The sequence below is a fragment of the Desulfolutivibrio sulfodismutans DSM 3696 genome (assembly GCF_013376455.1).
Taxonomy (GTDB): Bacteria; Desulfobacterota; Desulfovibrionia; order Desulfovibrionales; family Desulfovibrionaceae; genus Desulfolutivibrio; species Desulfolutivibrio sulfodismutans.
On record NZ_CP045505.1, the window covers coordinates 12,530 to 33,708 of the forward strand.

General features: G+C 57.1%; 15 protein-coding genes and 1 pseudogene. 8 read left to right on the forward strand and 8 right to left on the reverse strand.

Features of this window, described 5'->3' with window-relative positions; all coding sequences use genetic code 11:
• The first annotated feature begins 253 nt into the window (after nt 1-253).
• The 3 genes and pseudogenes from GD606_RS20120 to GD606_RS20130 all read left to right on the forward strand — a co-directional run bounded on the left by GD606_RS20120 (nt 254) and on the right by GD606_RS20130 (nt 4,110).
• Complete coding sequence (locus GD606_RS20120; protein ID WP_211922235.1) at nt 254-1,399, forward strand: class I SAM-dependent methyltransferase; 1,146 nt, start codon at nt 254-256, stop codon at nt 1,397-1,399.
• Nucleotides 1,392-2,161, forward strand: a pseudogene (locus GD606_RS20125) (cephalosporin hydroxylase family protein). The gene GD606_RS20120 and the pseudogene GD606_RS20125 overlap by 8 nt, the downstream one beginning before the upstream one ends.
• A gap of 146 nt (nt 2,162-2,307) precedes the next feature.
• The gene (locus GD606_RS20130; RefSeq protein ID WP_163303217.1) at nt 2,308-4,110 is read left to right on the forward strand and encodes a hypothetical protein; all 1,803 of its coding nucleotides are present in this window, start codon (nt 2,308-2,310) and stop codon (nt 4,108-4,110) included.
• A gap of 311 nt (nt 4,111-4,421) precedes the next feature.
• Here the strand turns inward: GD606_RS20130 and cysC are convergent, their stop codons facing one another.
• The 7 genes from cysC to GD606_RS20165 all read right to left on the reverse strand — a co-directional run bounded on the left by cysC (nt 4,422) and on the right by GD606_RS20165 (nt 14,785).
• On the reverse strand, nt 4,422-6,146 hold the full coding sequence (cysC, locus tag GD606_RS20135) for an adenylyl-sulfate kinase (protein ID WP_246299135.1): 1,725 nt from the start codon (nt 6,144-6,146) through the stop codon (nt 4,422-4,424).
• 22 nt (nt 6,147-6,168) lie between these two features.
• A complete protein-coding gene (locus tag GD606_RS20140) occupies nt 6,169-7,092 on the reverse strand; it encodes an HlyD family secretion protein (RefSeq protein ID WP_163303215.1) in 924 nt (307 codons plus the stop codon).
• Nucleotides 7,093-7,497: 405 nt separating this feature from the next.
• Nucleotides 7,498-11,088, reverse strand: a complete 3,591-nt coding sequence (locus tag GD606_RS20145; RefSeq protein ID WP_176629398.1) for a hypothetical protein — start codon at nt 11,086-11,088, stop codon at nt 7,498-7,500.
• 436 nt (nt 11,089-11,524) lie between these two features.
• A complete protein-coding gene (locus tag GD606_RS20150) occupies nt 11,525-12,208 on the reverse strand; it encodes a hypothetical protein (protein ID WP_163303025.1) in 684 nt (227 codons plus the stop codon).
• Between the two features lie 55 nt (nt 12,209-12,263).
• A complete protein-coding gene (locus GD606_RS20155) occupies nt 12,264-12,464 on the reverse strand; it encodes a transposase (protein ID WP_246299136.1) in 201 nt (66 codons plus the stop codon).
• A gap of 1,095 nt (nt 12,465-13,559) precedes the next feature.
• The gene (locus GD606_RS20160) at nt 13,560-13,856 is read right to left on the reverse strand and encodes a hypothetical protein (protein ID WP_163303027.1); all 297 of its coding nucleotides are present in this window, start codon (nt 13,854-13,856) and stop codon (nt 13,560-13,562) included.
• 587 nt (nt 13,857-14,443) lie between these two features.
• Complete coding sequence (locus tag GD606_RS20165; protein ID WP_163303028.1) at nt 14,444-14,785, reverse strand: transposase; 342 nt, start codon at nt 14,783-14,785, stop codon at nt 14,444-14,446.
• A gap of 207 nt (nt 14,786-14,992) precedes the next feature.
• Here GD606_RS20165 and GD606_RS20170 point away from each other — a divergent pair, with 207 nt between their 5' ends.
• Nucleotides 14,993-15,334, forward strand: a complete 342-nt coding sequence (locus GD606_RS20170; protein WP_163303029.1) for a helix-turn-helix domain-containing protein — start codon at nt 14,993-14,995, stop codon at nt 15,332-15,334.
• 330 nt (nt 15,335-15,664) lie between these two features.
• On the opposite strand, the gene GD606_RS20175 is transcribed toward GD606_RS20170, so the two are convergent.
• Nucleotides 15,665-16,336, reverse strand: a complete 672-nt coding sequence (locus tag GD606_RS20175; RefSeq protein ID WP_163303030.1) for an ABC transporter ATP-binding protein — start codon at nt 16,334-16,336, stop codon at nt 15,665-15,667.
• Nucleotides 16,337-17,191: 855 nt separating this feature from the next.
• On the opposite strand from GD606_RS20175, the gene GD606_RS20180 reads away from it, so the two are divergent.
• From GD606_RS20180 to GD606_RS20195, 4 genes are all read left to right on the forward strand, one after another.
• Nucleotides 17,192-18,388 carry a KpsE/RkpR family capsule polysaccharide export protein gene (locus GD606_RS20180; protein ID WP_163303031.1) on the forward strand — a complete coding sequence of 399 codons (1,197 nt, stop codon included), beginning with the start codon at nt 17,192-17,194 and terminating at the stop codon, nt 18,386-18,388.
• 20 nt (nt 18,389-18,408) lie between these two features.
• Complete coding sequence (locus tag GD606_RS20185; RefSeq protein ID WP_163303032.1) at nt 18,409-19,170, forward strand: ABC transporter permease; 762 nt, start codon at nt 18,409-18,411, stop codon at nt 19,168-19,170.
• Nucleotides 19,167-19,652 (forward strand): DesA/ISL3 alpha bundle tail domain-containing protein, encoded by a 486-nt coding sequence (locus GD606_RS20985; protein ID WP_163303033.1) that lies wholly within the window; start codon nt 19,167-19,169, stop codon nt 19,650-19,652. The genes GD606_RS20185 and GD606_RS20985 overlap by 4 nt, the downstream gene beginning before the upstream one ends.
• 96 nt (nt 19,653-19,748) lie before the next feature.
• Nucleotides 19,749-20,714, forward strand: a complete 966-nt coding sequence (locus GD606_RS20195) for a sulfotransferase (RefSeq protein WP_163303034.1) — start codon at nt 19,749-19,751, stop codon at nt 20,712-20,714.
• Nucleotides 20,715-21,179: the final 465 nt, after the last annotated feature.

A 21,179-nucleotide genomic window follows, 5' to 3' on the forward strand; every position in this document is an offset into this window, starting at 1 on the left:
CCTGTGCCTGCGTCGCCCTGCCGGGCGTCGTTCGTTTGCGCCTGCGGGCCGTCCGGGTTCGGAGCGCCTGTAGGCAACGCGCGAAACATCTTGGGAACACGTCGTTTCTGCATGACGTATCCGGGTGTTCTTCCTGTACCGGCGACGCCTTCAAGCCGTGATTGGCGCATGCGCGCCGTTTTTCCCCGTTCCGGGATAGCGGATGAAAAAGTCGTGCAATATGTGCACGATATTGTGCAAGGGAGTATCTTTCATGCAAGGCAGTCCGGAGCTTCGACACGACGTTCACCCGCTTGGAACCATGCCGATTCCGGGAAAAATCCCGACGGAAACGAACAGGCGGTCGCTCTACCGGCTGCACGGGCTTCCGGTCCTGCAAAACCGGGTCTACGACACCCCGGCCCAGGCCCGGGCCTGTCCCCGCGGGGTCATGGATCTGGTCCAGGACATGGACACGGGCCTGATCCACAATGCGGCCTTCGATCCCTCTGTCTTGGTCTATGATGAAAACTATCAAAACGAGCAGGCCGTCTCCGGGGTCTTCCGGGACCATTTGGACACGGTGGCCGGGATCGTGGAGCAGTGGTTCCGGGACATGGACCTGGTGGAGATCGGGTGCGGCAAGGGCCGGTTCCTGGAGCTTCTGCGTTCCCGCGGCGTCCGGGTTACGGGCATCGATCCGGCCTACGAGGGGACGTCGCCGGACGTGATCCGGGCGCCCTTTTCGCCGGAACTGGGCATCCGGGCCCAGGGCGTGATCCTGCGCCATGTGCTGGAACACATTGCCGATCCGGTGGGCTTTTTGCAAAACGTGGCCGAGGCCAACGGCGGGGGCGGGCTGGTGTACATCGAAGTGCCGTGCCTGGAGTGGATCGCGGATCGCCGGGCCTTTTTCGACATCTACTACGAGCACGTCAACTATTTCCGGTTAAGCGACCTTACGGCCCTGTTCGGCGCGGTGCACGATTCGGGGCGGTTGTTCGGCGGCCAATATCTCTATGTGGTGGCGGATTTGGCCAGTCTGCGCCGTCCGCGTCGGCGTTCGAAGGACGTATTTTCCCTCCCCGACGATTTTCTTGCGGCCGTGAACCGTTCGGCCCGGCTGCTGGCCGACCGGGGAGGCAAAAACGCCGTGGTGTGGGGCGGCTCCTCCAAGGGGGTGATCTTCTCCCTGCTCATGCAGCAGCGCGGCCTGGTGATCGATTACGTGATCGACATCAATCCTGCCAAACAGGGTCGTTTTCTGGCCGCCACGGGGCTCAAAGTGGACGCGGCGGAAACCGTGTTGCAATTTTTGAAGGAGGAAGATCTTGTTTTCATCATGAATTCAAACTATTATGAGGAAATCAGGGCGGTTTCCGGCCCCAATTTCAGGTATGTAAGGATCGACAATGACTGATTTTACCCGTCAGGTTCACGAGCGCATTCTCAATAACGGAAAAGACCTTCCCCTCAAACACGCCGCCCAAAGTTTTCTTCTGGAATCGTTACGCGCCTGTTATTCCTACAACTTCTCCTGGCTCTCCCGGCCCATCATCCAGTACCCCCAGGACATGGCGGCCCTGCAGGAACTCATCTGGGCCACCCGTCCGGACCTGATCCTGGAAACCGGCATCGCCCACGGCGGGTCGCTCATTTTCAGCGCCTCCATGCTGGCCCTTTTGGACATGTGCGACGCCATTGAGGCCGGACGGACCATGGACCCCCGCCAGTCGTCCCGCCGGGTGATCGGCCTGGACATCGACATCCGGGCCCACAACAAGGCGGCCATCGAGGCCCATCCCATGTTCTCGCGCATCACCATGATCGAGGGGTCGTCCATCGACCCGGAGGTGGTGGAGCAGGTGCGCACGGCGGCGGCGGGATATTCCCGGGTGCTGGTGTGCCTGGACTCCATGCACACCCACGCCCACGTCCTGGCCGAGCTTATGGCCTATGCCCCCTGGTCACCCCGGGAAGCTATTGTGTGGTCTTCGACACCATCGTGGAGGACATGCCCCAGGGCTCCTTCCCCGACCGTCCCTGGGACAAGGGGGACAACCCCAAGACCGCCGTGTGGGAATTTCTCAAGTCGCATCCCGAATTCGAAATCGACGCCATGATGCAGGACAAGCTGCTGCTCACCGTGGCCCCGGACGGCTTCCTCCGGCGCAAGGGGTGATCGGGCCTGTGGCCCCGGGCCGCTCCGATGGCAGGACCGGCCTGACACGGCGTTTCCTTCCGGGGCAAACGCGGGGTCGGCCCTGACAGGTTCTCTGTCGCGGCCGGAGATCCCGAGCAAACACCTGGATTCTGACCGACCCGCCCATGGTTGAACATCGCCCCTCCCCCGTTCCGGGCGCGCCGCCCGTTCCCTGGCGGGCCGCATTGGCGGCCTGGGGGGCTTTTGCGTGTCTGGCGGCCTTCTACCTCCTGTACGTCACCCCGCGCCGGGGCGTGCTTTTCAGCGACGAGGCGTGGTATCTGTACAACGCCGTGCGCGCCCTGCATCACGGCGAGATCGCAAGCTACCTGCCCCAGGCCCCGGCCCACCTGTTCAACGCCTTTTCCATGATCTTTCTCGGCGACGGCTACCTGCCCCAGCGTTACGTCTTCATCCTGGCCAACATGGCGGCGGGCGTGGCCCTGCTGGCTGGGGTGGGCGGCAAAAAGGCCCTGGCTACGAGCCTCCCCTTGGGCCTTGGCTGCGTCCTGGTGGCCGGGCTGTCGTCGGTGATCAATTATCAAAACGGCCCGGGACTTTTTTTGTGCCTGGGGCTGGGCCTTTATTTCCTCGGGGATCGGGCGGCCGGGCCGGTCGCGGCCTGGACCCTGTCCACGGCGGCCGGGTTTTTCCTGGCCGCCTCGGCCATGGCCAACCTGACCGTGACCCCGGGGTTGGCCATGATCTGCCTGGGGCTTTTGTGGCGGGCCTGGAGGACCGGACGCCTTCGTCGGGCCGTGGGTCCCCTGGCCTGCGGCCTGTTTTTTGGGGCCATGCTTGGCGCGTACGCCGCCGCTTTGGGCCTGGAGAGGCTGTTTCACGTCCCCAAGGGGCACGGCTTCCTGTACGGCCGGTTGGGGGAGATCGTGCTTTTGGCCGTGGCCTGGCCAGCGTTTTGGGGAGGCTTTGCCGGGGTGGCGGCGCTGTGGCGCAGGCGCGGGCATCGCACGGACCCCGTGGCCTGGGGCCTGTGGCTGCTGGTTTCGGCCGCCGCCGCCCTGCTGGTCAAGGCCATCCTCGTGGCCTGCGGGGGCCGGGTGGTGTTTCCCTTGGACCCGCTGCCCACCCTGAACCCGGTGATCCTTCTGCCCCATTACGCCTACGGGCTGCTCTGCCTGGGCCTGCTGCACGGGGCGCTCACCCGGGGAACCACGGACCAGGCGTGGCGCCGGGGGCTGGGCGCGGCCCTGGCCCTGCTGCTGTACTGGGCGCAACAGACCTTTTACAGCGAAATCTTCGTGACCTTCTCCATGGTCTTCATCTCGGGCTTCATGATGGCCCTGGGGCTTTTGCTTCTGTCCCTGCCCGCCCTCCCCGCCCTCCGGGGGGGGCGCGACGTTCCGGGACGGGGAAGGGCCGGAGCCCTGTTCCTGGCGGCCCTGGTCTTCGTGGGGGGCAGCCTGGGGTATCTGGAAACCGGGGGCTGGACCGGCGAGACGCGCCTGTCCGGGCCCAAGGTGGAATTGGACAACCCCCGGCTGCGCGGGATCCTGGAATCCCCGGAGCGGGCCGCGATGCTGGCGGCCGTGGAACGGGCCTACGCCGGGGCGGGATGCCGGGAGAAGGCGCTTTTGTGCTTCAACAACGCCTCCCTGCTGCATTACGTCCTGGATCACCCCGCCCCGCCCGGGTTGAGCTACATTCCCCAGCCCACCTATTTTGAGCCGGAGATACGGGAGATCGTGGAGGGCAAAAAACCCTGGTGCGTGCTGTATTCGGCAAGTTACCGCCGTCCCGGCACGGCGCAGCGGGAAGAGGCGTTCATGCAGGATCTCGCCGCGCGTGCGGCCGAAAGGCGCGTCCTGGGCGATCCCTCTTCCAGCATTCCCTACACCGATTTTGTGCTTTTCCTCGGGCCTGCGCCCATGGGGCAGGACGTTCCCGGGCCGGACGGCGGAACGCGGTAGCCCCCCCCTGCCTTGCCTTGACGGGCATGTTCGGGGTATCCCCCAAAAAAGATTGGCTTTTTAATGCGTGCGAACCATGCCTTTCCTGCGGCGGACAGGAAGGCATTGCGTATGGGCGCACGGGCATTCACGGCAGCACGGGCGAGAAATGAGGTTCATCGCGGAATTCCGGGAAAAGCGGCCCTGATTTTGAGGAAGGCATAGGCGTCGTCCCGGAAGCCGTAGGCCAGGCGCCTGGCCACTCGCGAGTAACGCCCAACCCAGGGCGACTCCTCAAGCGTTGCCCCGCAATCCGGGCAACGAACCCGGCGTCATTTCCCGATGAGTCCGCGGGTCTTGAGATAGGCCAGGACGATTTCCGCCGCCTCAAGCGGCGTGCCCTGGGTGGTGTCGATGCGCAGTTCCGGGTTTTCCGGGGGCAGATAGGGATCGTCCACCCCGGTGACGCCGTGGATGATCCCGGCCCGGGCCTTGGCGTACAACCCCTTGCGGTCGCGCTGCTCGCACACCGAAAGGGGCGTGGAGATGTGGATCTCGATAAACGGCCCGAAGCGGGAGACCATCTCCCGGGCCTGGCGGCGCGATTCGGGATAGGGCGCGATGGGGGCGCACAGGGCGATGCCGCGATTTTTGGTGATCTCGCTGGCCACATAGCCGATGCGCTGCACGTTCAGGTTGCGGTGCTCCTTGCTAAACGTCAGCTCGCTGGACAGGTGGCGGCGCACGATGTCGCCGTCGAGCAGGCTCACGGGCCGATCCTGGCATTCCAGGAGCCGGATGGAGAGCACCTTGGCCAGGGTGGATTTTCCGGCTCCGGAGAGCCCCGTCAGGAACAGGGTGAAACCGAGGCGTGCGGGGGACGGATGGGTGCGCAAAAGCTCCCGGAGCACCTCGGGAAAGGTGTACCACTCCGGAATATCCTCCCCGCGCCCCAGGCGGGCCGTGAGGTCCGCGTGGCTGACCGCCTCGCTTGCGATGTCCTCCTTGATCTCCCGGGGCTCCAGGTACAGGGAGAAGGCCGGGACATAGCGCCGGGGCCTGACGGCCACGGGCACGATATCCAGACGCCCCCGCCCGGCGTCCTTGGGATCAGGGGCGTCCATGGCCTGCAGGGCCTGCAGGGCCTCCAGGGCGGCCCAGGGCGGATAAAACAACGCATCGCCGGGGAAGGGGTCGTCGTGGCCCTCGTGAACCAGGAAATGGGTGCATCCGTAGTTGCGGTTGACGATGGCCTGGAGCAGGGCCCCGCGCGGTCCCGCGCCCCGGCTGTACAGGGGGGTCAGGCCGAGCAGGGCCACATCCCGGGGCATATGCCGCACGAAGTGTTCATAACACCGCACGGTGGGAAAGGAGCCGACCTCGGTGAACAGGGACGGGGGGGTGAGAGGGGAGATGAAAAGCCGGGCCCCCTGTTCCGCGGCGGCGGTCAAAAGCATTTCCCGGTGCATGCGGTGCAGGGGCGTGGCTTCCTGGTAGCCCAGAACCCGCCGCCATCCGCGCCTGGCGAAGAGCTCCCGGGTCTGGGCCGGGGTGCGGCGCAGGGCTCGGAAGTCGTAGTGCTGGGGATAGGCCAGCCCCTCGACGCCGCCGGCCGCGTACCATGTTCCCTGCCGCCGAAAGAGCCGTTCCACGCCGGGGTGTCGGCTGGGATCGTCCGTGCCGTAGACGGCCAGGGCCTCGCGGCGCAGGTCGGGCCGCCAGGTTTCGGCGACCCGCAACACCGCCAGCATGAAGCCCTCGGGGTCGCGCAGGGACACGGCATCCCCCGGGGAAAGCCCCTGGGCCAATTCCCCGGAGAGGGGGAGGGTGATGGGGATGGGCCAAACCGTCCCGTCCGGCAGCCGCCCGTCGTCGAGGATGGATTCGTATTCCCGGCGGGTGGCGTAGCCGCACAGGGGAAAATAGCCGCGATCAAGCAGGAGCTCGAGATCACGCAGGCCCTGCTCGTCGAGAAAGACCGAGGGCATGTCCACGGCCTGCCCGCGCAAGAGGGCGATCCGGCGGGGGGTGGCGATGAGGGTTTTGTTCGTAGTCATGGCGTTCATGTGGGGGACGGCGCTAAGACGCCGACGGAACCAGCGTCACGTCGCAGCGCATGCCGTCCTTGATGGCTAGATCCGGGTTGTCCAGGGCGATCTCCACCTCGTAAAACGTGGGCTGTTGCAGGTAGATGGTCATGGTCACCTGGGAGAGCCGGGCGATCCGGCTGGTGTAGACCTTGTCCGGAAAGGCGTGGAAAACCATGCGCGCCTCGTCCCCGGCCTTGAGCTTGACGGCCTGGATCTCATGCACGGCGCAGCGGACCATCATCTTGTCCAGGACGCCGATCTCAAAAAGCGGGGCCTTCTCGTCCAGGGTGAACACCGCCCCGGGCATGGCCCGGGGGTTGACGTCCAGCACGTATCCGGCAAAGGGCGCGGTGATGTAGAATTCCTTGGGGCTTTTTCCCGTTTCCGCGTCCCCCCCCCGTTTCTGGGCCGCCGTGAGCTCCCGGGTGTCCATGCGGGCCTTTTCCGCCGCGATGACCTCGCGCAGAAAGTCGAGCCGTTTTTGAAAGATGTCGAGGGAACGTTCGATCATGCCCAGATCGGATTCGGCGAAAAGTCCCTTTTTGGTCATCTCCCGCATTTCGTCGCGCCGGATCTTCTCCCGCTCGAAGGCCAGGGCAGCGGCCTGCAACTGGGCCTCCAACCCCGACAGGGTGTGCCGGGAAAGCTGGGACTTTTCCGCAATCAGCGTCTCCAGCATGGGTTCGTAGCCCGCCAGCCGGGCGTCCTGTTCCACCCGCTCCCCCACCTTGGCCAACACCGAGGTGATTTTCAGGCGCGGTTCGGTCCCCGCCACCTCGGGCACGGTGATGGCATGCTTGAACAGGCAAAACGCCTTGCCCACCACCTTGACGGGCTCCTGGGCCATGGCCCGGCCGGGCGCGGCCAGCCATAGGACGGCGCACAGAACCATGCCCAATCTCGTCGCGTTCATGAACTCTCCTTGGCGCGCGGGGGGTCGAAACGTCGTCAGATACCCGGCCCGGCCAAGATAGGCAAGGCGGTCATTCCGGCCGCAGCCAGGGGCCGAGAGACAAACCGCCGGGCGTGGCCTGCCTCACGGCCGACCAAAGGCTGCCTGACCAGGAATACCGTCTGAACAGACGGGTGAAAAAGATCGTATTTTTTGGTCCCGCAGGCGTTTCCACAGATTGTCGACGGGTTGGCGGTCTTGGACCGCACCCGGTTTCCTGGACACACGTTATTCTTACGCCACCCGTGCCAGCATCGCCTGACCCATCCATTGCTCTTGCAGCACCATGGAATCCATGGCCAGAAGGCATGACATTCTGTCCATTTTGTTAAGTATTTTCTGCTCTGAAGAATACAATGCATGCGGTTAACTTTGATGAGGACTTCCTTGGCGGGCTTCCAGTCTCCCGTGGCGTATATAGTGTATAAGAGGACAAATGTTCCCATTTGCAACGTCAGGATACTTTAGGAGATACCACTTCGGATTAAACTCCGGACATGGGCTATGCATCTCTTCTTGCCCATATTTCAAATAGTACATTAACGGCGGCATATTGTAGTCTGTCGATTCAGGATATGTTTTTGCGTACCATTTGCTGTTGAAAAATGGCCCCGGATCATATCCGCACGCCATGCCAATATGCACAAAATGCACAAGTGCGGGTAAGTTTGATTCGGAAGACACCTTGTATTTGGCTTCATACCATGTGGCATCAAACAGTGGATGAGGCTGTAGGCCTTGTTGAACGCCATGCGTAAAATAATGGGCGAGAGGATTTAGCTTGGACGCTCCGACTTCGGCATATGTCTGTCGATACCATGAGACGGAAAACAACGGGTGAGGGTCGCGAGTCTTTGCGTTGTTTCCTTGTAAATAGTGCGCGAAGGGATTGCATCCCTGCAACATGACTTCAAGGTTTGCTTGCAGATAGGCGGTAGTGGAGAACAGTGGGCATGGATCCAGGCCGAGGCTGGCGCCTTGCGTTACATAATGTTCGATGGAATCCATCCCTTCAGAGAGCAAATCGGCGTAACGCTTCTCATACCACTCAACATCGAAGAGGCCAGAACACTTTATGATTTTTATTTCGGTTTGGGGATATTTTTTTTCAGATCTGCGCGTCGAGAAGAACGTCGATTTTTTCTTGGCCATAGCCGCTCGGGATTTCTCAAAAGAGGTGAGAATTTTCTTTCGCTCTCTTCCTTCCTGCCGCATCAAGGATAGACGAATTCGCTCAACAACGTTCTGCTTTTCGGATATCATTTTCTGCAAAGAGGTAATCTTCTCGCTGTGCTGAAGCAGCAACGCCTGATTTTTTGTGAGATCACCCTGCAACTGGGACAGCGTTTCCTCATATTGCATATCCGACTGACTCAAAGCCGCCTGATATTCGCTCGCCAGCTCCGATGATGCCTGCACCTGCGCCTTGAAATCCTGAATCTGCGCCGCGGAATCCTGTGCCGTATGGCGTAGCGTATTCGCCTCCGCCGTGGCATCACTCAGGGCGGTTTCCAGCCGCTCTCGCTCGCGCGCGGCCGTCAGCAACCGCCCTTCCAGTTCCTGAATCCTGGCGGCGGCTGCGCCTGCGGCCGTCTGGGCGTTCTCCTGGACAGCGGACATCTCGCTGGCGGCCGTCAGCAACCGCCCTTCCAGTTCCTGAATCCTGGCGGCGGCTGCGCCTGCGGCCGTCTGGGCGTTCTCCTGGACAGCGGACATCTCGCTGGCGGCCGTCAGCAACCGCCCTTCCAGTTCCTGAATCCTGGCGGCGGCTGCGCCTGCGGCCGTCTGGGCGTTCTCCTGGACAGCGGACATCTCGCTGGCGGCCGTCAGCAACCGCCCTTCCAGTTCCTGAATCCTGGCGGCGGCTGCGCCTGCGGCCGTCTGGGCGTTCTCCTGGACAGCGGACATCTCGCTGGCGGCCGTCAGCAACCGCCCTTCCAGTTCCTGAATCCTGGCGGCGGCTGCGCCTGCGGCCGTCTGGGCGTTCTCCTGGACAGCGGACATCTCGCTGGCGGCCGTCAGCAACCGCCCTTCCAGTTCCTGAATCCTGGCGGCGGCTGCGCCTGCGGCCGTCTGGGCGTTCTCCTGGACAGCGGACATCTCGCTGGCGGCCGTCAGCAACCGCCCCTCCAGTTCCTGAATCCTGGCGGCGGCTGCGCCTGCGGCCGTCTGGGCGTTCTCCTGGACAGCGGACATCTCGCTGGCGGCCGTCAGCAACCGCCCTTCCAGTTCCTGAATCCTGGCGGCGGCTGCGCCTGCGGCCGTCTGGGCGTTCTCCTGGACAGCGGACATCTCGTGCGCGGCCGTCAGCAACTGCATTTCCAGTTCCTGAATCCTGGCGGCGGCTTCGCTTGCGGCCGTCAGCAACTGCCCTTCCAGTTCCTGAATCCTGGCGGCGGCTGCGCCTGCGGCCGTCTGGGCGTTCTCCTGGACAGCGGACAACCGGGCCAGGGTTTCGGCCAACGCCTGCTCGCGCACGGCCCAGATCTTCCTGAGAGGCTCCTGATTGGTCTGCACCTTGATCCAAATCCGCAATTCCAAGGGGGAATCCGCCTGTGCCAGCGGAGGCAGATAGATCTGGGGATCACAATCAAAGGACCATATCGTGAAATGTTTCTGGTCAGGGATGACGACGGCATGCCCCCCGGCCCTGATCTGCTTGAAGTCTGCAGGATCGGCGAACCGGGCGAGCGTTTCGCGGGTGGACATGTTCAGAATCTGTATCTCGGAAATGAAAGCAACCCCTTTGGTGTTGAGGGGATCGATACGCAGGCCATGCTGAGCAAGGCCCTCCGGATTGTTGATGACGCAGGTCAACTCCTGCCAGCCTTCCTGATCGAGCAAAAAAGTTTCAGAAAATTGATCGGCGTAGGTTTCACCCTGGGCGCTAGGGAAGAAGACTACGGCAAACAAGGTGCTGCCGACGGCGGTAGAGGTGAGGACGCGGCGTTCTCGCGCCATCCGCTGGCTCAGCCATTCCCGTTCCTGAAGGCCAATGTGTTCGAAGAGACGGTCAAAAAGTTGCGGAGCGGTCGCGCGAAGATACTCCCTGTTGGGCAAGTCCGGTTGTTCATCCTTGTTCGAGACTGCGGGCTCCGTAATGAGCAGCAAGGGGGAAAGACTCTCTTGTCCGTTTTCAGGAACGGCCTCACCGTCCGGACTTATCGGAATCTGTGGTTTGGCGATGTTCTGGTCGGCGGCGAGGCAGCGAATATTCTCATACAGTGCCGAAAAATATGAAGAGGTTCCCTCACCGGGATATTTCCTGGGTGACCGGTGTTCATGCTTGAGGTCGGTACTGACGAAGGACAGAATCGCCGGAATGTTGTCCTGTAACGATTTTGGATAGTTGATGCCGAGTTTTTTTTCGATGGTATCCAGGGTGGCAAGGGGATCGCCCAGCAACTGATCGTATGTAATCACCACATGCGGCCGCGCCCTACAGGCTGCGAAGGTCTCCCGGTTATAGGCGAACCACAACAGCAGCCCCTTGCGGATGTCCATCGTGTCGCGTTTGGCCAGGGAGGCGGCCACCTCATCAGGGTGGCGCACAATGACGATCAGGCCGGGCTTTTCATTCCGTTGCTCCAACACCTCCGCCCACAGCGGAAACAGCATGGACAGGCGGGGATCCTTGACCGCCCAAAGCTTGTCCGTCCGGAAGGTGCGATCGAGAAAGGATTTCAGGCGTTGTTTGGCCTTTTGTCCAGCTGCCGACTCCAGCCAGTCTGCCGGCAGCGATCCGACCATGTCCCACGAGCAACCCAGTTGACGCAGGAGAACCTCATGAATCGTCATCAGGTTTTCATTTTCCCAATAGCCGATTTCGTTTCGAGCATTCGCGGGCATCATGTCTGTGCCCAACTCGATTCCGAGAATATGGAGGCACCCGGCCAGGACGGAGGTGCCGCTGCGGTGCATGCCAAGGACCATCAGCGGATTAACCTGGGTAAGCATGGAAGTCCCTATGTGATGCGGGTTAAGGTTCCCGACTTTCGGTGTCGGCTTCAAGAGCGCGGCGCACCATGGACGCGAAAAGGGCCGTGGATTTGGTCACGGCTACCCGGCGGCGCGTGGCCCTGCAAGACCGCCGGTCCAGATTCTTGGTGACGCCCGGGGAGCGGTTGCAGGGGGCGGTGGAAGAAAGAGCGGCGAAGCCCAGAGGAACCGGATTGGCGCCGACCGACCAGGCCAGGGGTCAGCATACGGAAGCCCCTGAGAAAGCGATTCGCGCCGTGGCCGGAGAGTTGACGAAAAGTTCCACTCTCCTGGCCCTGGGGCGATGGATGGAGGTGTCGTCCAGGATACGCACGGGTTCGCGATCATCTCGTCACGTTACGGTTCTGTACATGTTTCTGCGGCTCCGCCTTCGGCCGACCCGGGGCATTATCTTTCAAGCCCCGGCATTTTTGGCGGCGAGTGACTTTGATTTCAAAGACTTGTAAGCATCTACAAGCGTGCTGCTCAGGGTTATTCGAGAGAGCAGCTCGGTCCATGCAGTTCGATTCCCTACCCACGGCCTCATTTTATCAGTCGGTATATCATGAAAAAGGCATTGCGAAGTGTGCTCATCTATCTCAACGATGGTCAATTCAGCAACAGGGGCAGACTTTACATCAAGGCAGTTGATATCTATCTTCGGGAAGATGGAAGAAATTCTATCTCTGAACGCGGTAAGTTCTTGCACGGAGCAGTTTCGATTAGAGACAAACAAAACACGATCTGCCATGTTTAGGAGCTGGTATAACCGAATAATTCTTCGCTTTGACTCCTCGTAAAATTTGGTCAAACCCTCTTCTCTTTCAAGCGAAATTGGAAAATGATGTATTGAAACCATTCCAGAAATATTGTCTTTGACTTTGTAGTTGTCGCTGTGAATACCTTCAAAGGTAATATCCGTAAAATAATTACAAAAGCCTGTTTCAAATAGTTCGGCAAGTGCGTCAAGGCTATAGTTCATCATGTATTCATGAGGAGTTGAAAAAATACGAAGCTTGTTAAGATCAAGCGATACCGCCGGAGTACAGGCGGGCCCCGACGAGAGTACCAAATCGTATGTTTTGTTGAATATGCTCATCCCAAGCACCATTGTTGGCTCTTCCTGGTTTTTAGTGGGTAGCCCCTGTCAGGAGCTAACCGGAGAGGTCCAGGCCGCCGCAGAAGAAAGAGATGGCGGTCTTGAAGCACTCCCGGTTCCTGTAGCCGCAGGCCTTCCTTTTGAAGGCCATAATCTTGCTGTTCAGCCCTTCGGCCACGCCATTGGCGATCCGATGGCGGCAGAAGGCCAGGATGTACTTCATATGTCTGTGGATCAGCCCGCCCGCCTCGCGCATCGGGGCTAGCCCCGACGTGTTCACCCAGGCCGGCGTTTCACGAAGCGTCTGGCCCAGCCTGTGACCAGGCGCTTCCAAACGTCATCCAGGCTCTCCTCCATGGCCATGCATTGGCCACCGTGAGGTTCGCCGCCTTCAAGGACTCACGGGCCAGCCGAGCTTGTCCGGCAGATTTGCCTCACGGCAGAGCCAGAGATCTTTCGCGCCCGTGAGTTCGCGGTGCTCCTGGTTGCGTATCCGGTCCACCGCCTTGCCCACTCCTGACGCGATGCGCGCCCGGTTGTTGCACACACCCCTGCGCCTCCAGCGACAGCCGGGAACGCGTGCGAGAGAGGGTCGAAGGTCAGGAACGCATTCGCTGGCGTGCAGGAGAAGAAATTCTCGCAGGGAGAGGGAGCTGACGCAGCGCCGCGCCCTGCGTCGAGCCCTTCGAAGTAACCGATGGGGGGGCATGCGGAAGTAGCGCCCGGGCGGGAGAGAACGCCGACCAAGGGAATCGTCGAAAAACGGCGCGCAGAGATCTTCAGTGAAGCGGTCGAAGCCGTGCTTGAGGCGGATGCCTTGCAGACGATCAGAGAAAACATGTCCACGGGGCTTGGGAATCACGACTCTCCTGATCCACATGGCGTCTTGTCTGTCGGCTTGTCGTCCCAGGCCCATCGGCGATCTCCTTGGCGTGGAAATAGAATCAGGGAAATTGGGCCGAAAATCAACACCCTGGTACGACGTTTTTCCCGTCTCACCCCATGTGGTCCCGGTCTGGTGGCCAGAGCCCAGGCCCGTTCCGCCAAATTTGGGCATTCTCTTCCCGTGCCTGGCGACTGACTACAGGAGACGTCTCCTTCAGCCAGAAGCTCACCTGGGCCGGATTCTGCTCCGGTGACCGATTTGCGGGTTTTTGTACCGACATGGACCACGTCTTGCGGTATCGCCCCACCGTCCAGCGCGAGTGTGACAGTGTATCATGCTAATGGCAAAGCACAATTCTCTTGAATATGACACTCCTTTCCGCTCTCCAAAACAATGGGTAACTACTCGGAAGAACCTAGTAGTTACCCATTCTGTCTCTCCGACGCGATGAAATCTTCTGCGCGACTATTGCTTAATGGCGATGGCGGTAAGAGGTGTCAATCTTACCGTACTATTCATGCAGGCCGTAATCTGTTTGCCGCTGGCTAATGCCGTCAACACAATTGCGAGGTAGCGATTCTGTTGCACTGTAGTTGTGGACGGAAAAACAAAATCCCTGGCAGTAAAAGCTCCACCAGTATCCGTCAATGAGACGGAAAGGTCAGTCGATTGTGTGACCGTGCAAGTATAACATGCCGCTTGAACAGTCTGGACTGAAAAAAAAGCCATTGCAAAGAATAGCAACATGCTCCGAAGTTTCATTTCACCCTCCTGTGTTTGTGTTAGCCAGAGCAACTTTTTCCAAATCAACGCGATGCCCCTACTTCAATTGCCGAGTGGCTTGATCCCTTTTGACCTTACCCCATCGAGTATACCAGGGATAAGTTCGGACTCCTTGTTCCCGTTTTTTCCCCCTTTCGCGGCTCTTCGGCATTCCTCCGGGCTCATACCGGCAAGCGCGCCAGGGGGCGCAGGACATTGTTATCCCGCCGCCATATTTCAATGATCTTTCGGGCTTTTGCAAGGCTCGTGAACAGGTGCGCATCCAGGCGCTCTCGCGGAACTTCCCCTTGACGCTTTCGATGTAACACTTCTCCGTCGGCTTCCCTGGCCGGATGAACTCCAGTTGACCCTGTGCGCATGCGCAAAGCGTCCAATGCCTTGCGGGTAAATTCAGGACCGTTGCCCAGGCTGTCGCCCACGAAATCCATGGCCCAATGCGAATTCGACGCTGTGATGCCAGGAGCCGCCACGCGCACATGATTCGGTCGTTCGCCCTCGTCGCCTGAGGCGTACCGAGAGCCCTTCCTCCCGGTTCACCCGCCCGACCCGTTTATGGTTCACGACCATCAACTGGCAGGCCCGCCGCTCGAAAAATCATGCCCCCGATGACGTGACCCGCGACCAGGCGGCGTTCGGCGGGCGCCAGCAGTTTTTCCCGGGACGTTCGTGAGCATCTGGTTGTCCGGCGCCAACTCGGCGACAAGCCGTTTCAGGCGCTGGCTTTCCTCCTCAGGGCCCCGCAGGCGAATCGCCTCGACCACATCCAACCCGCCGTACCTGCCACGCCACTTGTAAAACGTCGCATCAGGCATCTCATGCCCACGGCATAAAGCGGCTCCCGTCATCCCCGCTTCCGGTTGTTTGAGAATTCCGATGATCAGCGCCTCGCTGAATCGGATCTTCCTCATGGCCACGACCGCCTTGGCCGACGTCACGAATGCATAACCGGGATACCTTTGGGGGGGTGGTCTCCCCGACTAAATTGTATATAACGTTTCACAAGCGGCGTCCTTTGTCAAATACTGTTTCACAGCATGTCGAGAGCACATGGTATGATCGAATGAGGCCGCACATGATCTGACCGATGCCGATAGTTCTCCGAGAGGAGGACTGGCATGCGGCGATCCGCCCTCAACGAGGTCATTCGTATGCATTTTGACGCTGTCTCCCACCGCTATACGAGCGGACGGCTTGGCTGCGATGAGGCGGCCGACTTGCTTGGTGTCTTGCTAAGCACTTTTTATCGTATGAGAAAACGATTCGACCCGCACGGGCTTGATGGCTTGGTCGATCAGCGTATCGGCAAGCTTTCCGCCCGCCGGGCGCCTGTCGATGAAACCCTGCGCGTCATATCTCTTTTAAAAGTAAGTATTTCGATTTCTCCGTCAAGCATTTCCACAAGAAACTTCCTGGCTATGGCAGAGATCGCAGCTCTGCCTGGACAAAAAATACATTGAAGTCTGCCGGATTCGTTTCTCGAGCGGCACGTCGTGGCCCCCATCGACGCAAGCGGCAACGCAAGCCGTTGCCAAAAATGATGCTGCATCAGGATGGTTCCCGGCATGAATGGGTTCCAGGCTGCTTCCGGGATCTCATCGTAACCATGGATGATGTAACCAACGATATCTCTTCCGCGTTTTTTGTCGACGAAACAGGCGCCTTGAGCTCCTTTCGCTCGGCTGGCGTCGCATGATCGAGCGGTCGGGGAAGGTGGCTCTGGTTGTTTGGGGCTTCCATCTCACTCCTCCCGGAATGAGGTTATGCATATTTATTTGCCAAGCGAAAAACTAAAACGTGATTTTCTTTCCAAGAAGTACTTGCTCATAGTATTTGATCGCGTCCGTTACATCATCAAAAAGAGTCAAGATTCCAGAGTTAAGGACTGCTGCGAGTTCGCAATATTCTTTAATGACACCGTAAAAATGCGATACCATGATAACGGATCGTTGAGCGGTTTTGTCGCCGAGTTGTTTTTTAAATCTCTCGTTAAATCGCTTGTCGCCAACGGCGGAAATTTCATCAATGAGATAGCAATCAAAATCCACCGTCATGGAAATGGCAAAGGCCAGCCGAGCCCTCATCCCCGAAGAATAGGTCTTGACTGGTTCATAGAGATAGTTTCCCAGTTCGGAGAAATCCTGCACCTGCGCCACGGCGGTTTCAAAGTCTACCTGGTAGATTCGGCAAATGAACCGAAGGTTGTCAAAACCGCTTAAGTTGCCGACGATGCCGCCTTGAAAGGCGAGGGGCCAGGACACGCTCATCTGGCTGGTGACCGTTCCGCTGGTTGGCTTTTCCACACCGCCGAGAAGGCGAATCAATGTGGATTTACCAGCCCCGTTGCACCCTAAAATACCAAGTTTTTGTCCCTTGCGGAGGGTAAACGAGACGTCTTGCAACACCATTTTTCGACCGTGCGAAATCGGATAATCTTTGCACAGTTTTTCGACCATGATCATCGTCATTTTCTATCTTATAAATTTTTGTTTCGCAAGATATGTGGAGGCTCCGGTGTCGCTGACCTTGCCCCTGAGGTGGACCTGAATGGTTGGACAGTTTTGCGGTGAGATGAAGCTCTCTGAGGCGGCTCCATTCAGCCGGTCAATGCCAAATGGCGTACGAAGGGGCCGTTTGGACGGTTACGGCGGGGATCAGGCTGCGGGGGAAGCGCCTCTCCGATGCCGAGGACGGGGGGCGAAGCGGGACGCTCCGCTGTCGATGGGTTGGTTCATCAGGCCTATCCGTTGAGCTTTCAGCCTGTTCGGACGTTCCGTTGAGGAGGGCGCGGTGAGGCGGCCAGGCCGCGTTCGCCACGAGGGGATCGAAGAAATGAACCGTACGGCGACCTCCACCGGAAAACGCTACGGTGTCAAGCGGGTCTGCCGGAGAGGGGAGCAGCCCGGATCGTCCTCCTATCAGGGTGTTGATTTTCGGCCCGATTTCCCTGATTCTATTTCCGGGCCAGGGCGATTGCCGATGGGCCTGGGACGACAAGCCGACAGACAAGACGTTCCTGCATGCGTGGATCAAGGCGGCGGCTACCGAAACCGGGCCCACTTCAAGACCCCCATCTCCTTCTTCTGCGGCGGCCTGGATATCTACCCGGTCAGTTCGTGACAGGGGGTGCCCACGGGAAATCCGGAAGAGCCGCAAAAGAAGATCAAGGATCAACGAACGCCGGTCTCGGGCGCCCGGGCCTCGCTGGAAGGTCTGGAGAGAACATTGGCAACGGAACCGTCGCTTCATAGTGGACAACCTTCGTGAAACAGGCTCTTTAACGGGCTGCAAAACAACCCTTTTGAGCATACATTCATATGATAAAATTTCCCAACACGTCTAATGCAAAAAAAACAGACGGCCATTTAAAAAAACCTTCCCCGGAGATGACGCGTGGTATATTTTCTTTTTTGAAGAAGGTCTTCTCTTATTTAGGACAGAAAAAATTTTTTATATATTGCTACCTTGTCCCGTTTATCTGTTTTTTTGTCTATTTTTGCTTTATCCAATCAGATGTCTATGTTTCTGAAAGTGCTTTCATCGTGCGACAACCTGAGCAAAAAAGCGTTTCTTCACTGAGCGTACTTCTCAGCAGCGTGGGAGTGAGCAGCGTGCGTGAGGAAGCCTATGTTGTCAAATCTTTCTCTTTATCGCGTGATTCCATAAAAACACTCAATGAGAATTTGAATTTGAAAAACATATTTGGGAATAAAGAGATTGATATATTTAGCAGATTCAATCCTATAGGAATGGATGACAGCTTCGAAGCATTGTATAAGTATATATCCGGATATATTACTGTCGAGGTTGATGCCTCGTCGTCCATTTCAAATTTGAAGGTAAAGGCGTATTCCCCGAATATCGCCCGAAATATCAACGAAGGCCTGCTCTTTCTCAGTGAAGGGCTGATAAACAAACTCAATACTCGTGCTCGTAATGACATGGTCGACACCGCCCTCCAAGAGGTCAACCACGCCGAGGAAGAGGCCAGGAAATGCGCATTGGCGCTGTCAACCTACCAAGATAAAGAAACGCTGTTCGATCCGGCGCAGCAGTCCACCATGCAACTCCAGCATGTCGCGCGCTTGCAATCGGAGCTGATCGACGTGCGTGGCCAACTTGCCCAATACCGGGAGTTCGCTGCGGCCAGCCCAAGCATCCGGGGTTTGGAAAAACGTGCTGTTGAATTGCAAAAGGAGATCAACACCGAGATGTCCAAGGTGGCTGGCGGGTCGGACTCCATGACCCAGAAATTGATCGCGTACGAACGATTGAAGCTTGACCGCGAGTTCTCGGATAAACGACTCGCCTCGGCCCTGGCCACCTTGGAGCAGGCCCGCCTTGAGGCGCAGCGGCAGCGGCTTTACTTGGAGCGCATTGCGCAGCCGAATCTTCCAGACGAAGCAATTTATCCCCGCCGACTGTTGAATACTCTTTCAGCCGCTGGAATTTTATTAATTGCCTATGGTGTCATCAAATTGCTTGTCATAGGTATTATTGAGCATCAACAATAGTTATGAATACAACGATATCGGTGTCTTTTCGCATCCAAAAAAGGATCATAAGCGCGTTGTTGCGTCGTGAGTTCATCGCCCTCACAAATAAAAGTCTTTTTGGGCTCATGGTGCTTGTTTTAGAGCCGTTGATTTTTGTTGGCGCAATGAGCATCGTCATTCTTGCGCGCGTTTCTTCTCTGCCTGATGTTCCGGTTATGGCATTTGTTATTTCCGGATATATCATCATGTGGGGCGTCAGGTTTCATATTCAACGGGCAATTGGCATTCTGAATACAAACATTTCTTTTTTATACCATAAAAATGTAAAGATTTTAGATATTTTTATTGCCAGAGGGTTGATGCAATGCATGGCTACGACGTTTTGTTTTATATTACTTGTTGTCCTTATCGCAGTCGGAGCGATAAAATTTCCTGACAATGCAGCACTTGTTATTTATTCATGGTTTTTTGTCCAATGGTATGGACTCAGTATGTCCATACTAACAGGGTCCATTTCTGGATATCATCCCCTTGGCATGCGGATCTGCTTGATTATTGCTGTGTGTCACGTCTTTATGACCGGAGCATTTTTTATGGTCAGTTGGGTTCCGGCTCCTTATCGAGACATCGTCATGGTTTTTCCGATGGTACACGCTACGGAAATGATGCGCGACGGATTATTTGGTAACACAGCTACCACATACTATAGTATTAATTACCTGATTTCCTCAAACATTGTGTGCTCCTATATAGCGCTCGCGGCTTGTCGCAGGCTTGTGCAGCATGGGCCGCAATTATGATGGAATTTTGGCTGTTTAAAAAGAGTCTTCCGGCTTTTCCATGGCAGGCGCACCGCGAACGTATGGGGCAGGAAGGCCACCGGCTCAAAGAGACCAAATACCGTTGGCTCTCCCGTGGGAAGGATCTGCCGGACACGCATCGGCCAGCCATTGCGGCCTTGGCGGCGGCGAATCTGAAGGTGGCCAAGGTCTGGGCCATGAAGGAAAATCTGAACGACATCTGGAAGCGCCTCCGTTCTGGCTTGGCCAGGCGGTTCGCGACAGGGGTTATCCACGGGAAACCCGAAAGAGCCAAGCATGATCACTGCATGGCGAGGAATTTCCTGAAAGGAGTGCTCGGTGACGCCATTAACCTGCTTATGGCCGCTGCGGCCTTCCACTTCAGGAAGTGGATGCGGATGGTGGCGCAGATATTTGCCCTCATCTTGTCTTCTCTGTGGGGCAAGTCAAAGGGTGGAATCTCTCACCAAGCCATCGCCTGACTCCAAAAAGGCATTTTTCAGGACCAACGAGCAACTTTTCTACGGCCGCCTCCCTGTGAATCCAAGGAGCAGCGTTTCAGGAGGAAGAACGAACGTATGGCAAAGATCGTTGTTCATATCGGTATGCATAAAACTGGTTCAACTGCAATACAGTATTACTTGGCTACCAACAGAGATCTATTTAAGTCTTTAGGGGTGGCATATCCACAGTTTGAAGACTCATTTTATCAGCATGGACTTGCTTCTGCATGGATTGCACTCCCAGAGCAGTATTCTTTTTCAGGTAATCCTGTCGAATATTGGAAAACTCTCAAAAGCAGAAATAATAATGCAAGTTTGGTCATTATTTCGTCTGAAGAATTGAGCAGGTGCTATCCTGATCGTGTTGATTTTTCGCGCATAAAAACATTTATCGAAAATTTTGAGGAAATGAAAATAGTTTTTGTTGTAAGAAATCAAATCGACTTTTTGCAGTCAGTTTATTTAGAGATAAACAGGGGACAAAAAACTGACTTTGCTCGATTTCTCGATGAGTCTCTGTTAACGGGCTATGCAACGGGATTATACCTAGACTATTCACAGTTATATCTTGAGATAAATAAAAGTTTTGATAAGGAATGCATCCAGGTTATTAGTTTTTCGGATCTTGTTACCTCAAAAGAGGGTCTGGTCGGAGCTTTCTACAAAAAAATCGGGGTGCCGCTTGATTCTTTGCGAGTACCAAATATTGTGGGAAACCCCAGTATTAATCCCTTAGTTCTTTATGTTGCACGCTCAATTTTTAACAAGATAGAAATTACTTCCGAAGAAGAAGCTGTTATCCTTAAGTGTTTTGAACAAGAAATTGGTCCAAAAAAGAAATACACATTGTATTCCAGGGAAGAGTTTAAATCACTAGCAGCATATTTTGCTTCATATAACTTCAGGTTTGCCGCTCTTGTGAACAATAAAAATTCAAACTTTACCTTCCCCAGAACGGTAATTAACGATAATTATATTTTTCGAGATGATATTTCGGCCGATCTTATAGATAAAGTGAAAGAGGCTTTTCACCGTGTGTGATTGGAAATAACGAGTAATAAGCGCTTGTACAGTTTTTTTTCTGCAACGGCATGGATGGCAACCGGTTTAACCGCACATGCTGCGTGGTTTTCAGATTGTATGCGCCAATGACGCAACAATTCATGTATCTGGTGGTGAGCATGGATTGGCACAGCTGGGCGGTGCTCTCCTGATGCTTGTCCAGCACCATGGATACGGTTTTTTGCGTGCCCGCCCGGGAAGAGGCCATGAAGAGGTGTGGTGATCCGAAAATCTTCAACACGGACCAAGGGTCGCAATTTACCAGACAGACATTCACCAGATCCCCAAGTACGCCGACGTATCCATTTCCATGAATGACAAGGGCCGGTGGATGGACAATGTCTGCAACGAACGCCTGTGGCGCCCGGTGGTATGGGAGTGCATCTCCCTGCGCGAGCTGGAAACCGGCAGGCAATTGGAAACTGGTTCCGTTTTTACAACGAG